The sequence below is a fragment of the Novosphingobium sp. MMS21-SN21R genome (assembly GCF_031846015.1).
In the GTDB taxonomy this organism is placed as follows: Bacteria; Pseudomonadota; Alphaproteobacteria; order Sphingomonadales; family Sphingomonadaceae; genus Novosphingobium.
Map to the genome: position 1 here is coordinate 1,329,824 of NZ_JAVRDU010000001.1, position 14,833 is coordinate 1,344,656.

Sequence of the window (14,833 nt, forward strand, 5' to 3'; positions counted from 1 at the left end):
AGTCACAAGCGCCAAGCGAGTGCAAAAGGAAATGGTAGAGGACGTCCGCCTTGATGGCCGTGCCTAGGTCCTGACCCTAGCGCCGGGTCAGTTCGCGCGCGACGTCCTCGAGGCTGCGGCCGCGCGTTTCGATCATGGCGACGCGCACCCAGATCAGTTGCAGGACCATCATCGCGGCAAAGCCTGCGAAGATCGCGGCAGGCGCCACCCGAGCGAGGATCGCCGGCATGACCAGCGTCAATCCTGCGGCGAAGACCCAGTGGGTGCCTGCACCCAATGACTGTCCCTTGGCGCGCGCCACGCTCGGGAAGATCTCGCTGATATAGACCCAGATCACTGCACCCTGGCCGATGGCGTGCGCCGCGATGAAGGCGAAGATGAAGGGCAGGACAAGTGCGAACTGGCCGCTGGCAAAGCCCCATGCGGTCATGCCGAGCGAGACGATGTAGCCCGCGCTGCCGATATACATCAGGAATTTGCGGCCCGCGCGGTCGATCAGCATCAGCCCGGCCAGCGTGAATACCATGTTGACCAGCCCGATGCCGACCGTCGCCAGCAGCGCCGTCTGCGCGCCTGCGCCGGTCAGTTCGAAGATGCGTGGTGCATAATAGATGATCGCATTGATGCCCGAGACCTGATTGAACATGGCGATCAGGAATGCGAGCATGATCGGGCGGCGGAATTCGCCCGAGAAAAACTGGCTCCAGCTGATCGTGCGTGAATCCTCGGCGGCTTCGGCGGCGATGGCGGAGAGGGTTTCATCGACAGTGGCAGGATTGATCTGCTGCAGGATCGCCCGCGCCTCGGCCTCGCGCCCGGCGTGGCAATAGAGCCAGCGCGGGCTTTCCGGGATGCGCAGCGTTGCTGCCAGATAGGCGAACGAGGGCACCGCGACGACGCCGAGCATCCAGCGCCAGCCGTCCTCGCCGATGTTGCCCAGCAGGAAGTTGCTCAGGAACGCGACGAGAATCCCGAGCACGATCATCGTCTGGAACAGCGCGACAAGCCGCCCGCGCTGCTCGCGGGGGGCGATTTCTGCGATGTAGGCAGGCGCAGTGACCGAGCTGACGCCGATGGCAAGGCCTCCGAGCACACGGAACACAATGAACGATGCCGGGTCCCACGCAAGAGCCGAGCCGAGTGCGGAAATTGCATAGAATACGCCAATCGCGATCAGCGTCGGGCGGCGCCCCCAGCGGTCCGAGGGCCAGCCACCCATCAGCGCGCCGATCACTGTGCCCCATAGCGCCGACGAAATCGCCAGGCCGTGCAGAGCATCGGACATGTTCCAGACTTTCTGCACGGCCTGTTCCGCGCCCGAGATAACCGCCGTGTCGAACCCGAACAGAAACCCGGCCAGCGCCGCGATCAGTGCCCAGCTACCGCTTTTTCCCGTCATCCCCATGCCCCCCGGCTCTCGTTCAGTTGCTGCCGCGCGCCAGCAGGCGATAGCCCCAGGCGGGCAGCGTCACCGTATCGCCCGCGCTGATCGTCACGCTCTTGCCAGTGCCGAATTCGGTGTAGGAGCCAGCAGGCAGAGCGTCAGCCAGCTTCGCCGTCACCGGTGCCGCCGAAAGGTTGAACAGACCTAGCACCTTGTTGCCGCCGCTCTGGCGCACCCATGCGAACAATTGCTTGGGCTTGTCGTTCTCGACCTTGTTCATCCGCGCCCCCCACTGCGCATTGCCGAGCGCGGGATTGGTTTTGCGGAAGGCGATGAGGTCATGCAGCAGCGTGCCCATCGCGCACTTGGTGCCTTGCGACCAATCAATCGCGTCCTTCTCGAAAAAGGCGAGGCGCTTCTCGTTGCAGGCTTCCTGCCCGTTGTGGATCATCGACAGACCCTCGCCAGTGAACGAAAGCGCGACGAAGGCGGGCAGGGCGGGGCCGAAGTTTTCACCCGTGGTGCCCTCCCATGCGTTGCTGTCATGGTTCTCGATGTAGGTCAGGCGCATCGCTTCCTTGGGCCAGGCGCTCTCGTTCTCGGCGTAATAGCCGTAAAGCGCCGTGGCATCGGCCTCGCCCTTGGCGATCTGCTTGATCGTCACGTGCCAGTCCCACGAATAGACCGCATCGAACGCGCGGCGCGTCAGTTCCGAGCTTTTCCATTCGGCCAGCATGAACACCGGGCGGATCTTTTCGAGGCGTGCGCGTTCGGTTTCCCAGAAATCGAGCGGGACGTATCCGGCCACATCGGCACGGTAGCCGTCGATCCCCACTTCGCGGACCCAGTATTCCATCGCCTTGCCCACGTGGGCGCGCACGCCCGGTTTGGACCAGTCAAGGTCGATCACGTCGGACCAGTCCCACCACGGCGTTGGGCGGAAGGCGCCTTTCCAGTCCTTTTCGTACCAATCGGGGTGCTGTTTCGCCATCTGGTTGTCCCACGCGGTGTGATTGGCAACCAGATCGAGGATCACATGGAAGCCCTGCGCGTGCGCGGCATCGACGAAGCTCTTGAGATCGGCCTCGGTGCCGAACTCGGGATTGACCGCGTAATAATCCTGCACCGAATAGGGCGATCCCAGCGATCCCTTGCGGTTCTCCTTGCCGATCGGGTGGATCGGCATGAGCCAGAGAATATCGACGCCAAGCTTCCTCAGGCGCGGCAACTGCGCCTGCGCCGCGCGGAAGGTGCCCTCGGGCGTGAACTGGCGGGTATTGATCTGGTAGAGGACTGCGTTCTTCGTCCAGTCTGCGTGGGGCTGTTCGACATAGGGCTTGGGCGCCCACGGATCGTCGGCGGCCTGCACCGGGGCGGCGAGGGCCCAAGTTGCGGCAAAAGCGGGAAGCAGGGTCTTAAGCATGGGAAGGCTCCGTGCGGTGCGCGGGAAGGGACGCCGAAACCCGCAACATGGCGAGCGCGGCGATGATCCAGGCGGCGGCGGCGAACAGCATCGTCCACACCGGCTCGCCCGGGAAAAAGGCTTTCATCAAGGTGCCCATCACCGTCGCCACCAGCAGCTGCGGGATCACGACGAAGACGTTGAACAACCCCATGTAGATGCCAAGCTTGGCCTGCGGCAGGTTGGAGGCGAGGATCGCATAAGGCATCGCAAGGATCGAGGCCCAGGCCACGCCGATGCCAATTTCGCACAGCAGCAGCGCTTGCGGATCACGCAGCACGAAAAAGCCGAGGAACCCCGCCGCGCCGATGCACAGGCACAGCGAATGGGTCAGAACTTGCCCGAGCTTGCGCGACAGGAATGGCAGCAGGAACAGTGCGGCGACAGCGGCCACGCCATTGTAGACAGTGAACAGCACATTCACCCAGTTCGCGCCTTCGTTATAGGCGGCGCTGGCGGCATCGCTGCTGCCGAAAACGTATTGCGTGACGACCGGGGTGGTGTTGATCCACATGATGAACAGCGCCGACCAGCTGAAGAACTGCACCAGCGCCAGCCGCTTCATCACCTCGGGCATTCCCGCAAAATCGCCGACGATGCTGGCAAGCATCCCGCTGGTCTTGCCCTTGCGTGCAAGCGAGATGGCGATGGCGCTGAGCGCGCCGTAAAGCACCAGCAGTCCGCCAAGCAGGTAGACTTCCTTTTCGAGCGCGAACCCTTCGACAAGGGCGATTACGATGAGACCCAGCACGGCCCACATCGCGCTCGATCCGAATGACTTGGCCGCCAGCGCACGCACCGGCACGTCAACTGGCGTTTCGTCGGCATCGGCAAAAGCTGCCTGTTCGGCAGGGCTGTATTCGCGCGTGGTCACCACCGTCCACACCACCGCAACGAGCAGCGCCACGCCGCCTGCCTGAAAGCTCCAACGCACCGTGTCGGGCAGAGCGCCGGGCGTGGCGAGGTTGGCAACGCCAAGGTGTTCGAGCAACCAGGGAAAGATCGAACCGACCACCGCGCCCGCGCCGATGAAAGCCGTCTGAACCGCATATCCCGCCGAGTGCTGGTCGGTGCGCAACATGTCGCCCACGAAGGCGCGGAACGGCTCCATCGAGACATTGAGCGAGGCGTCGAGCAGCCATAACATCGCCGAGGCGAAGACCAGCGCTGCGCCCATGCCCGGCGCCAGAGGCATCACGAACAGCGCCAGCGCCGCGAGCAATGCGCCAGTCAGGAAGTAGGGTCGCCGCCGTCCAAGCCGCGACCATGTGCGGTCCGACATATGACCGATGATTGGCTGCACGATCAGCCCCGTGAGTGGCGCAGCGACCCACAGCGCGGGCAGGTCGTCCATGCTCGCGCCCAGCGTCTGGAAGACGCGGCTCATGTTCGCGTTCTGCAGCGCGAAGCCGATCTGGATGCCGAAGAACCCGAAGCTGATGTTCCAGAGGCCGAAGAAGCTCTGGCGCGGCTTTTCCATGGTGCGTCCTGTCCCGTCGCCCGCGCTTGATTGGCGGGATTTCCGATGGTCAAACGCTGACAGGAACAGGCCAGCCAAACAACACGTATACGAATACCAAACGTTTGCATTTTGCCCAGAAGGCCCGGTTTTGCGGGATTCCGGCACAAGACCGGATTCGTGGGGCTTCGCACGACGCGCGCCGCTCGCTAGACACTACTGGCATGTCCGGACCACTCTCCCTTTCGCCCGCTGCGCAGATCCACACCGACTGGTTCGGGACTGAGCAGCAACCGATTGTCGTGGTCGATTCTGCGCTCGACGATCCGCATAGGGTCGTGGCCATTGCTGCGCAGCATGACTTTACCGCCATCGGACCGTTCTATCCGGGCCTGCGCGCTGCCGTGTCTGAGCGTATAGCCATGGAGCTGGTGCGGCCTCTTTTGCCAGAGCTGGAGGTGACATTTGGCCTCGCCCTCCCGCCGCGATTCCTCGAATGCTACCTCAGCCTGCTGACCACGCCATCCGAACGCTTGCAGCCGATCCAGCGCTTTCCCCATTTTGACGGGCTTGAAGCAGAGCGGCTGGCGGTACTGCTCTATCTCGACGCCGCCGAATCCACCGGCACGGGCTTCTATCGCCAGCGTGACACCGGCTTTGAAAGTGTAGATGCCGCGCGTTTTGAGCACTACCGCCGCGTTCTGGAAGCCGAGGTTGCCGCGCTCGGATTGCCGAATAGCGGCTACATCGGCGGAGACTCGGCGCATTTCGAGCGCACATTCCGCGTCTCCGGCCTGTTCAACCGCATGGTGATCTATCGCGGCCACGCGCTTCACTGCGCAGATATTCCAGCTGGATACGTGCCGGACGCGAACCCGCAGACCGGCAGGCTGACGCTCAATCTGTTTCTCGCCTGAGCGAAAAATCAGCTTTTTCTCAATACTTTGCACTGTGGCCCAAGCATCACGCCCATGTGCCTGTTCCTGCATGGTATACGTATACCATCTAGCTGCATGCCCTCGCCGAGGAATATCAGGGCCTCGCAACGAACAGCCGGGCAACGCTTCCGGCGCGTTTCAGCAGGGACAGGATCAGCCGGTCGCCCCCGTGGGCGGCGTCTGGCGTTTGGAGGGCACTTCGATGGCATATCGCAAGCAATTTACCGGCGGAATCAGTTTCGCGGCTCTGGGCATCGCCCTGGCTGTGAGCCTGCCTGCTGTCGCACAGGCGCAGGACGCCGCAGCAACCGCCGCCGATCAGGCCGCTCCCGAAGCGCCAGCCGAAGAGCAGGGCATCGTCGTTACCGGCTTCCGTCAGTCGCTGCAGAACTCGGTTAACCTCAAGAAGGTGCAGGTTGGCATTGCCGAAGCATTCTCGGCTGAAGACATCGGCAAGCTGCCCGATGTGTCGATCGCCGAAACGCTTGGCCGCCTGCCTGGTCTCGCCGTCCAGCGCATCGACGGCCGCGCCCAGAGCCTATCTGTCCGCGGCCTTGGCCCCGACTACTCCACATCGCTCCTCAATGGCCGCGAAGTCGTCTCGTCGGGCGATAACCGCGCCGTCGAGTACGACCAGTATCCCTCGGAACTGATCGATCAGGGCGTCGTCTACAAGACGCCCTACGCCGGCCTGATCGGCCAAGGCCTTGCCGGCACCGTCGATCTGCGCACGATCCGTCCGCTGTCGAAGAAGAAGCGCATCGTCGCTCTTTCGGCCCGCGCCGAAATCAACGAGGGTGGCTCGCTCAACCCCGACGTGCGCGGCTACGGCTATCGCGCCACCGGCACCTATGTCGACCAGTTCGCCGACGACACCCTCGGTCTCGCGCTCGGCCTGTCGTATCAGTCGAGCCCGAGCCAGGTCGAACGTTTCCGCGCCTGGGGCTATCCCGGCGATGCCGGTTACACCGTGCTGGGCGGTATGAAGCCTTTCGCCAAGTCGGTGCTTCTCGATCGCATCGGCGCATTCGGCACGCTGGAATGGCAGCCGTCGTCCGAATGGAACAGCTCGCTCGACGTGTTCTACGCCGACTACAAGGAAAAGCAGCCGCAGCGCGGCATCGAATTCCCGCTGAACCCCGGCTGGGGCGCGGGCACCACGATCACGTCGCACTCGAGCGGCAGCTTCCCGGATTCGGTCACCTTCAAGGGTGTGCAGCCGGTGGTCCGCAACGACTTCGACCGCAAGGACACGACCACGTTCGCTGCGGGCTGGAATACGAAGTACGAGAATGACGACGTCATCCTCACGGCCGACATCGCCTACTCGAAATCGGACCGCCGCCTGCAACAGATCGAGAGCTATTCGGGCCTCAGCTATGCCGCAAACGCCGCAGCCCCGTCCGATACGGTAATCGCCACGCGCAGCGGCAACGGCTTCCCGTTCTCGTTCACAAACCAGATCAACTATGGCGACACCAACCTCATCCAGCTGACCGATCCGCGCGGCTGGGGTGGCAACATCGTCCAGGCCGGCTTCATCAACGACACCAGGACCAAGGACGAACTGTGGTCGGGCAAGCTTGAGGCCGTCGGCAAGATCGAAAGCGGCTTCATCGACCGGCTCGTGGCAGGCGTCTCCTACGCTGATCGCACCAAGTCGCGCGACATCACGCAGAACTTCCTGAGTCTCAAGGGCCCTTCGGCCTACGTCGCACAGGGCGCCACCACGCGCCTGCCGATCCCGCAGGATGCGCTGCTCGGCACGGTTGATGCGTTGTCGTTCCTCGGAATTGGTCCGCAAGTCGCTTACGATCCGTTCGTGCTGCTAAACAACGGCACGTACATCAAGACCAGTGTCGAAAGCTCGAGCCTGCCGTTCCCGGGTGACTGGACCGTCAAGGAAAAGGTCTACACCGGCTACGCTCGCGCCGATCTCAAGTCCATGGTCGGTTCGATGGAACTGACCGGCAACATCGGCGTCCAGGTGGTGTTCACCGATCAGTCGTCGAACGGCTTCAACTCGCCCGGCGGTGTGGGCAGCGTGAAGACGCCGGTGAGCGATGGCGACAACTACAGCCACGTCCTGCCAAGCCTGAGCCTCAACCTTGCGCTCAATGACCAGATGAAGCTGCGCTTCGGCGCTGCGCGCACGCTGGCCCGTCCGCGCATGGACCAGCTCAACGCCTCGCAGAATGCGTCGATCTCGAACTCGCCCCTGCTTCCGCTCAACACGATCTTCAGCGGCAGTGGCGGCAACCCGCGCCTGCGTCCTTACCTGTCGGATGGCGTGGACCTGAGCTACGAATGGTACTTCGGCGGCGAAGGCTACTTCTCGCTGGCGAGCTACTACAAGAAGCTCAATGACTTCGTGAATCCGAACGCCTCGGTGACCCGCGACTTCGCCTACCTCGTGCCAAGCCTCAATGCGGCGCAGCAGGCAGCATTCCTTGCTACCGGCAGCAACACGGTTGGTTTCGTTTCCGGGCCGGACAACACCGCCAAGGGTCACATCTACGGGTTCGAAGCCAGTCTGGCGTTGCCCTTCCGCTCGGTGATCCCGGCGCTTGAAGGCTTCGGTGTCCAGACCAGCGTCTCGTACACCAGCAGCGAACTGACGATCACCGATCGCCAAACCGGCAACAGCTTTACAGCAACCGTGCCGGGCCTGTCCAAGTGGGTCGTCAACTCGACTGTCTACTTCGAAAAATCAGGCTTCGAAGCGCGCGTCAGCCACCGCTACCGGTCGAGCTACTTGGCTGAATTCATCGGCATCTCGGCCAGCCGCGATTTCCGCCAGACGTTCCCTGAATCGATCTTCGATGCCCAGATCGGCTATCGTTTCGGCGAGAACAGCAGCCTGAATGGTCTGTCGCTCACGGTTCAGGCACTGAACCTGACGGACGAGCCGTTCATCAACTACGCTGACAACGACAAGACTCATGTCATCGATTACGAGCGCTATGGCCGCACCTACTTGCTGGGTGTTTCCTACCGCTTCTAAGGTTCCCTCCCTGGCGGCGGGCCGGTTCCCCCCGGTCCGCCGCTCTGTTTTGGGGCAGGAACGCAAGGCTTGATCCGGTCCCCGGCTCGGGCAACGATACCGCAAACTGGCGGGAGAGGTTTGTGCGCAATTCAGAACACGGCGGCATGCGTTTCGTCATAGCCGGTGGCGGGACCGCCGGCTGGATGACCGCCGCCGCGCTCTCCCGTTTCGCGCCTCCGGGCACCCGCATCGATCTGGTTGAGAGCGAGGACATCGGCACCATCGGTGTCGGCGAAGCCACGATTCCGCAGATCCACCTGTTCAACGCCGCGCTGGGGTTGGACGAGGCGGAGTTCCTGCGCGAGACCAAGGGCACCTTCAAGCTCGGCATCGAGTTTGCAGGCTGGCAGGCCGAAGGCCACACCTACATGCACGCCTTCGGCTCCATCGGACGCCCGGTTGGCTTGCTGCCGTTTCAGCATTACTGGCTGCGCGCAAAGCAGTTGGGCTTTGCCGCGCCGCTTCAGCGCTATTCGCTCAACGAACTGGCCGCCCGCACGATGCGGATGCAGCTCGGACGCCGCACCCCGCAATCGCCGGAACTGGCCTATGCCTATCATTTCGATGCGGGCCTTTATGCCGCCTACTTGCGCCGCTATGCCGAGGCACGCGGCGTCGTGCGGCACGAAGGCCTGATCCAGTCGGTCGAGCGCGACGGCGAGGGCGGCGATATTGCCGCGTTGGTCCTCGATGGTGAACGCCGGATTGAAGGCGACTTCTTCATCGACTGCACCGGCTTTCGCGGCCTGCTGATCGAAGGCGCACTCGAAACCGGTTTCGATGACTGGACACACTATCTCCCGTGCGACCGTGCACTGGCCGTGCCCTGCGCCAGCGGCGGCGATTTCACGCCCTACACGCGCTCGACCGCGCGCAAATGCGGCTGGCAGTGGCGCATCCCCCTGCAGCACCGCATCGGCAACGGCCACGTCTATTCCAGCGCAATGATTTCCGACGACGAGGCGGCGGCAACCCTGCTCGCCAATCTCGACGGTAAACCGCTCGCCGATCCGCGCCAGCTGCGCTTCACCACCGGCATGCGGCGCAAGCACTGGAACCGAAATTGCATCGCCATCGGGCTTGCAGCGGGGTTCATGGAACCGCTGGAATCGACCAGCATCCATCTGGTCCAGAGCGCCATCAGCCGCTTCCTGTCGATGCTTCCGGCGGGCAAATCCGATCCGGCGATGGTTGATCATTTCAACGCGCAAGCCGCGTTCGAATGGACCCGCACCCGCGATTTCATCGTCCTGCACTACTGGGCCAACCAGCGTGTCGGCGAGCCGTTCTGGGATGCGATGCGCGCCATGGAATTGCCCGGGACGCTTACCGCCAAGCTGGCGCAATGGCAGGCCTCGGGCTTCATCCACCGCGAGCACGAGGAACTGTTCACCGAAGTGGGCTGGTTCCAGGTGCTGGCGGGGCAGGGCGTCGAAGCGCGCGGTTACAACCCGATTGCCGATGCGCTGACCGAAGAGGCCTTGCGCGATCTGCTTGGCCTGACCGAGGCGGAACTGGTCGAGGAAGTGCGCCAGATGCCACGCCATATCGAAGTGGTCGAACAGATGGTGCGCGGGGCTACGGCATGAAACGGATCACGGCAACGCTTTGCGCCGCGCTGCTCGGCGCCGTGCCCGTAGCGGCTCAGCCCGCGCCCGATTACCGCTCCCGTGCGGCATCAGACGAAGTGATCTACTTCGTCCTGCCCGACCGTTTCGAGAACGCCGACCCCAGGAACGACATGGGCGGCCTGAACGGCGACCGTCTCGTCACCGGCTTCGATCCTGCGGACAAGGGCTTCTATCACGGCGGCGATCTCAAGGGGTTGAAGGCGCGGCTGCCCTATCTCCAGAAGCTCGGGATCACCGCGATCTGGGTCGCGCCGATCTTCAGGAACAAGCCGGTGCAGGGACCTGTGGGTCACGAAAGCGCAGGCTATCACGGCTACTGGGTGACCGACTTTACCCGGCCTGATCCGCACCTCGGCACCGAGGCTGATTTCGCAGGTTTGGTAACCGCCGCGCATGCGCTGGGGATGAAGGTCTACATGGACATCATCACCAACCACACCGCCGACGTGATCCGTTATCGTGAAGGCGACGCGGCCAAATACGCCTACCGCTCGCGCGCCGACTATCCCTATTCGCGCAAAGGCGGGCTGGGTGGCGCGTCAATCAATCCGGGCTTTGCCGGGGATCAGGACAGCAGCGAGGCCAACTTTGCCAAGCTGACCGATCCATCATCCGCCTACACACCCTATGTCCCGCAAGGCGAGCGCAACGCCAAAACCCCGGCATGGCTCAACGACCCGATCTTTTACCACAATCGCGGTGACTCCACTTTCACTGGCGAGGATGCGCGCTTCGGCGATTTCTCCGGGCTGGACGACCTGTTTACCGAACATCCCCGCGTGCGCGACGGCATGATCGAAATCTACAAGCACTGGGTCGACCGCTACAAGATCGACGGATACCGCATCGACACCGCGCGCCACGTCGATCCCGGTTTCTGGCAGGCGTTCGTCCCCGCGATCAGGCAAGCGGCAAAGGCGCAAGGCATGCCCAATTTTGCTTTGTTTGCTGAAGTTTACCGCAGTTCTCCTGACAGCGGATACATCGCGCAATATACCCGGCGCGATGCCTTGCCCGCCGTGCTCGACTTCTCGTTTCAGGCCACCATGCGCGAGGTTCTGGGCAAGGGCAAAGGCACCGTGCTGCTCGCTGAACTGTTCGACGGCGACGTGCTTTATGAAGGCGGCGAGGCAGCGGCACGTTCGTTGCCGACGTTCCTTGGCAATCACGACATGGGCCGGTTCTCTACCTTGGTGAAGGAAGACCGTCCCGGCATCGCCAACGCCGAACTCCTCGCCCGCGTCACGCTCGGCCACGCCATGCTGCTCACCCTGCGCGGCGCGCCGGTGATCTATTCCGGTGACGAGCAGGGCTTCGTGGGCGATGGCGGCGATCAGGCCTCGCGGGAGGACATGTTCCCCTCGAAAGTCGCGTCTTACAACGACAACGCCCTGATCGGCACCAGCGCCACCACGGCGGCAAGCAATTTTGACGAGAACCACCCGCTGTTCCGCACGATTGCTGGCCTTTCCGCCATCCGCCGCGCTCATCCCGCACTCGCCTCCGGGCACCAGATCGTGCGCGATTACGCGCAAACGCCGGGCCTGTTCGCGATCTCGCGCTTCGATCCTGTCAGCGGCACCGAATACTTCATCGCCTTCAATACCGCCGACCATCCGATCGACCAGAACAGCACCATCGGCACCGCCGCAGGCAGGCTTGAAAGCCTGTCCGGCCAGTGTCCTGCAGCCGTCTCTGCACCGGGCAGTGTGCGCGTCACGCTCCCTGCGTTCGGCTGGATGGTCTGCCGTGCCAAAGAAAGCCTCAAGCCATGACAACCCAGACCACGCTCGCCCCGACGAGCGCTATCGCGCACCACCCATGGTGGCGCGGCGCGGTGATCTACCAGATCTATCCGCGCAGTTTCATGGACGCCAATGGCGACGGCATTGGTGATCTTCCCGGTATCACGCTGCGCCTCGATCACGTCGCGCGGCTCGGTGCCGATGCCATCTGGATTTCGCCGTTCTTCACCTCGCCGATGAAGGACTTCGGCTACGACGTTGCCGACTATTGCGACGTCGACCCGATCTTCGGGACGCTCATCGATTTCGACGCGCTTGTCGCCCGCGCCCATTCCCTCGGCCTGCGCGTGCTGATCGATCAGGTCTATTCGCACACCTCGGACGAGCATCCCTGGTTCATGGAAAGCCGCTCGTCGCGCGATAATCCCAAGGCCGACTGGTATGTATGGGCCGATCCCAAGCCCGATGGCTCGCCCCCGTCGAACTGGCAGTCGGTGTTCGGCGGTCCTGCATGGCGCTGGGATGCGCGGCGCAGGCAGTATTACATGCACAACTTCCTCGATAGCCAGCCGCAGCTCAATTGCCACAATCCGGCAGTGCAGGACGCGCTTCTTGGCGTCGCGGAATTCTGGCTGGAGCGCGGCGTCGATGGCTTCCGCATCGACGCGCTGAACTTCGCCATGCACGATCCCATGCTGCGCAACAATCCGCCCGCACCCCCCACCGATCAGATGCGCACGCGCCCGTTCGATTTTCAGCTCAAGCAATACAACCAGTCGCACGCAGATATCCCGCTGTTCATCGAACGCATCCGCACGCTGACCGATGAATACGACGCGACATTCACCGTCGCCGAAGTCGGCGGTGACGATGCCGAGCGCGAGATGAAACTGTTCACCGCAGGCGAGGGGCGTCTCAATTCCGCCTATGGCTTCGACTTCCTCTATGCCGACCGCCTGACGCCCGGCCTTGTCCGCGCAGCGCTGGCCGCATGGCCCGCAGCGCCGGGCATCGGCTGGCCGAGTTGGGCGTTCGAGAACCACGATGCACCGCGCGCGATATCGCGCTGGACCCAGCCGCAGCATCGCGGTGCATTCGCCCGGATGAAGGCACTGCTGCTGATGTGCCTGCGAGGCAATGCCATCGTCTATCAGGGCGAGGAACTGGGCCTGGAACAGGTCGATATTCCGTTCGAACAGTTGCAGGATCCCGAAGCGATCGCCAACTGGCCGCTTACCCTGTCGCGCGATGGTGCGCGCACGCCTATGCCGTGGAAAGCCGCCGCCGCCGATGCAGGGTTCGGCTCGACCGTACCCTGGCTGCCGTTCGGTGATGCCAATCATGCCCGTGCTGCCGATGTGCAGGAGGCAGACCCGAAATCGTTGCTCGCCCATACCCGGAAAGTCATCGCCCTGCGCAAGGCTCATCCGGCTCTGGCCATTGGCGATGTTGCCAATTGCCGCGTGGACGGCGATCTGCTGGTGATCGACCGCGTGGCGCCCGGTGAAAGCTTGCGCTGTCTGTTCAACATCGGCGCAAAGTCAGTTACCCTCGCCCCCGGCGATGCAGCGGGAGAAGTGGTCATGGCGGTCGGCGGAGCAACTGCGCAAAAGCTTCCCCCCTTCGGCGCGCTTGTAGTGATACTGTGACGCAGGGTGCGCCCCCGCACGTCGTCGTCCTCGGCGGCGGGAGCGCAGGCTGGATCACCGCCTGCCTGATCCACCAGGAATGGGGCGCGCGCGGCGGCAAGGTCACCGTGGTCGAAAGCCCCGACATCGGCATCATTGGCGTGGGCGAGGGCTCAACCCCGCAGCTCAAAGCCCTGTTCGATCACCTCGGCATTGCCGAAGCGGATTGGATGCCCGCCTGCGATGCCACCTACAAGCTCGGCATCCGGTTCAGCGGGTGGAGTGAACGGCCCGGTTTCGAGAGCTATTTCCATCCCTTTCCCGGGCCGACCGACCTCCACAGCGAACCCGGCTTTTTCCTCAACGCCTCGCTAGCCCGGCGAGGGTTTGTGGTGCCTGCCCATCCGGACCCATGGTTCCTCGCAAGCCGTCTTGCAGCGGAAGGAAAGGGGCCGCACGCCTCACCCAATTTCCCGTTTGGCCCGAGCTACGGTTACCATTTCGACGCCTACAAGCTGGGTGCCTTCCTGCAACGTCATGCCTGCGCCCATGGCGTGACGCACCTGCCGCGCAAGGTGGCCAGCGTCGAACGCGCAGCCAACGGCGATATAGCCGCGCTCCTGTGCGAGGGCGGCGAACGCATCGGGGGCGACATCTTCGTTGATTGTTCGGGCTTTCGCGCCGTGCTGATCCAGCAGGCGCTCGGTGTGCCATTCCGCACATTCGGCGAAAACCTGTTCAATGACCGCGCCGTGGTCATGCCCACGGCCCATGACAGGGCGCCGCTCGCGCAGACGGACAGCATCGCGATGCGGGCCGGGTGGCGCTGGTCGATCCCGCTGACAACCCGGATCGGCAATGGCTACGTCTATTCGTCGAAATACATCTCCGACGATGAGGCCGAGGCAGAGTTGCGCGCCGCGATCGGTATGGAGGGCAGCGAGCAGCCGGCGCGGTTCCTGCAGATGAAAGTCGGCAGGGTAGAGGACAGCTGGAGCCGCAACTGCCTCGCGGCTGGACTGTCGCAGGGCTTTATCGAGCCGCTCGAAGCCACCGCACTGCATATCGTCATCGCAACCGCGCTTGAGTTCGTCCGCGCCTACGAAAGCGGCGGATTTACCGCGGGGCACCGCGACGCGTTCAACCGCAAGGCGGCACTGCGCTATGAGGGTATCCGCGATTACATCGTCGCGCATTACCGCATGAACCAGCGTAGCGACACGCCCTATTGGCGCGACAACGCGACCAATCAGGCGTTGTCGGATGGCCTCAAGGCAATGGTCACCGCCTGGTTCACCCAGCAAGATATCGCAGGCGCCAATGCGGCCGCCTATGAAGAGCCACACTATTCCGCGATGAGCTGGAACTGCCTGTTCGCGGGATACGGCACGTTCCCGCCGCACGAAAAACTGCAACCGCTGCCAGCCAACGCGCTGGCGGGCGATCCTGACGCAACCGGCGCGATGCTCGACGCCTGCTGCGCAAACTTTGCAGAGATCGCGCGGGCCTGAACAACAAGGCGCAGAATCAAAAGCGGGCG

Annotated in this window: 9 protein-coding genes; 6 read left to right on the forward strand and 3 right to left on the reverse strand. The window is 63.4% G+C overall.

The window, feature by feature from the left end:
* Positions 1-76: 76 nt before the first annotated feature.
* From RM192_RS06565 to RM192_RS06575, 3 genes are read right to left on the reverse strand one after another with little or no spacing between them, the layout of a single operon-like run.
* The gene (locus tag RM192_RS06565) at positions 77-1,399 is read right to left on the reverse strand and encodes a sugar porter family MFS transporter (protein ID WP_311506745.1); all 1,323 of its coding nucleotides are present in this window, start codon (positions 1,397-1,399) and stop codon (positions 77-79) included.
* A gap of 22 nt (positions 1,400-1,421) precedes the next feature.
* Positions 1,422-2,807, reverse strand: coding sequence for an alpha-amylase family glycosyl hydrolase (locus tag RM192_RS06570; protein ID WP_311506746.1), 1,386 nt, complete (start codon positions 2,805-2,807; stop codon positions 1,422-1,424).
* Positions 2,800-4,326 (reverse strand): MFS transporter, encoded by a 1,527-nt coding sequence (locus tag RM192_RS06575; protein ID WP_311506747.1) that lies wholly within the window; start codon positions 4,324-4,326, stop codon positions 2,800-2,802. Before RM192_RS06575 ends, RM192_RS06570 begins: the two co-directional genes overlap by 8 nt.
* A gap of 203 nt (positions 4,327-4,529) precedes the next feature.
* On the opposite strand from RM192_RS06575, the gene RM192_RS06580 reads away from it, so the two are divergent.
* The 6 genes from RM192_RS06580 to RM192_RS06605 all read left to right on the forward strand — a co-directional run bounded on the left by RM192_RS06580 (position 4,530) and on the right by RM192_RS06605 (position 14,804).
* Entirely contained in the window at positions 4,530-5,222 is a 693-nt protein-coding gene (locus tag RM192_RS06580) for a DUF6445 family protein (protein WP_311506748.1), read from the forward strand.
* A gap of 223 nt (positions 5,223-5,445) precedes the next feature.
* Positions 5,446-8,247, forward strand: coding sequence for a TonB-dependent receptor (locus tag RM192_RS06585; RefSeq protein ID WP_311506749.1), 2,802 nt, complete (start codon positions 5,446-5,448; stop codon positions 8,245-8,247).
* A 146-nt stretch (positions 8,248-8,393) separates the two neighbouring features.
* The gene (locus RM192_RS06590; RefSeq protein ID WP_311508582.1) at positions 8,394-9,878 is read left to right on the forward strand and encodes a tryptophan halogenase family protein; all 1,485 of its coding nucleotides are present in this window, start codon (positions 8,394-8,396) and stop codon (positions 9,876-9,878) included.
* Positions 9,875-11,695 carry an alpha-amylase family glycosyl hydrolase gene (locus RM192_RS06595; RefSeq protein WP_311506750.1) on the forward strand — a complete coding sequence of 607 codons (1,821 nt, stop codon included), beginning with the start codon at positions 9,875-9,877 and terminating at the stop codon, positions 11,693-11,695. The genes RM192_RS06590 and RM192_RS06595 overlap by 4 nt, the downstream gene beginning before the upstream one ends.
* Positions 11,692-13,314, forward strand: coding sequence for an alpha-amylase family glycosyl hydrolase (locus RM192_RS06600; RefSeq protein ID WP_311506751.1), 1,623 nt, complete (start codon positions 11,692-11,694; stop codon positions 13,312-13,314). The genes RM192_RS06595 and RM192_RS06600 overlap by 4 nt, the downstream gene beginning before the upstream one ends.
* Positions 13,311-14,804, forward strand: a complete 1,494-nt coding sequence (locus RM192_RS06605) for a tryptophan halogenase family protein (protein ID WP_311506752.1) — start codon at positions 13,311-13,313, stop codon at positions 14,802-14,804. Before RM192_RS06600 ends, RM192_RS06605 begins: the two co-directional genes overlap by 4 nt.
* Positions 14,805-14,833: the final 29 nt, after the last annotated feature.